The sequence below is a fragment of the Cloacibacillus sp. genome, from assembly GCA_036655895.1.
GTDB lineage: Bacteria > Synergistota > Synergistia > Synergistales > Synergistaceae > JAVVPF01.
The window spans coordinates 1-1,484 of sequence record JAVVPF010000116.1 but is presented as its reverse complement, the minus strand read 5'-3'; the positions used below and the strand labels follow the sequence as shown (position 1 = coordinate 1,484).

The window sequence follows — 1,484 nt, the reverse complement described above, 5'->3', positions numbered from 1 at the left end:
CGCCGCCGTCGATACCATGGGGTGGCGTAAACGCCGCCAACCTCGACTATCCTGATTACCTGAGAGCTTTTCACGACAAAAAATTCGCAGAGACAAAATTTGATTTCAGCTTTTTACCTAGAATAAGAAGCGGCAAAGGCAGCGACGTCCTTGGCGAAAAATCTTACCAAGCGACTGAAGAAGAACTTTTGGGCTTCATCGCCGGTCTTTCAACGAAAAACATGCGCTGGAAAGTCGTTGGAGAATTTCCCAGCTACGCATCGGCGGCCGGCAAAGCATCTGTTCTGGAGGGCTCATTCAAGCTTCCGCTGCTAGTATTCAGCGACCCTCCCGTCTTTGACCCGAACGATTTAAAGGCGCTTAAAAAGCCGGTCGTCTGGCTTCAGGGGCAGATACACGGAGGCGAGTCTTCAGGGGGAGACGCCATGCAGGTGCTGGCTAAACGTCTTGCGGACGGCGACCTCAACTATTTACTGAAAAAAATATCTGTCGTCATAGTTCCCCGCTACAACGTTGACGGAGCGTGGAGAAACCAGCGCGGCACGAACTCATACCGCTATCGCGTCGGTATAGACCAGAACAGAGACAATCAAGGTTTTGAGTCCGCTATAACAAGGACCATGCATCGCCTTGTCAACGAGTACGAGCCGTTCTTCTTCGGAGACGCGCACGAGATGGGCTTCACGACCGGCAGCGGTTATGTGAATGATCAATCTACCGGCCTCACCATCGACTGGAGCGGATATGACGTGGCGACGCTTATAGCGCCTATATACAACCACGCGGAGGCTCTCAAAAAATATGTAAGCGAAGTATTTGAGCCGGCCTATCACAAAAACATCATTGCCCGCGGCCTGAGATGGGCGTGGTACACGCAGACGTCCACAACACCTCCCGGCGAGACGCCAGGCAAGGTAGTAGGACTTCGCGGGACAGTTTCCGCGGACGTGCGGCAAAAGAGCGGCGATTCTATCATTATGGTGAGCGCTGCGGACGGCGGTTCGAAAAAAGTGCCGCTGCAAACATTTGACGGAGCCATAGACACCGGCATCACAGACCCGTCGTTTGGTCTAAAGGGCGCGTGCAGCATTTTGACAGAATCTACAACGCCCGCCATCGGCGTGAACCTTGGGCTGCGCATTGCGGGACATGTGGCGGCATACGAAGCCGTTATGAAGACCGCCTACGACAAGGCCGACGAGTTTTACCCGCTGGTGCTCAAAGCTAGACAGGACATGGCGGCGCGCGGCAAGAAGGTAACAGCCGACAATCTGCTTGTGCTTACCATCCACTATCCTGAGGAGAGCGTCGAACACAGTATGCCAGTGCTCACCGCGAAACGGGACGCCGTTACGAAGGCGTGGTCTGTCGAAGAGGGCGTATTGAAAAGCAAAATGTTCCTTTCAAGGAACGGTACCCCGAACGTCTCCGTCATTCAGCCAGGCGCGTACATAATCAAGGCTAACGATGCAACTATAGCGCGC

1 protein-coding gene is annotated in these 1,484 nt (G+C 54.0%); it reads left to right on the top strand.

The window, feature by feature from the left end; translation table 11 throughout:
* Positions 1-1,484, top strand: a 1,484-nt coding sequence (locus RRY12_13200; protein MEG2185631.1) for a M14 family zinc carboxypeptidase, incomplete at both ends; no start/stop codon positions are given.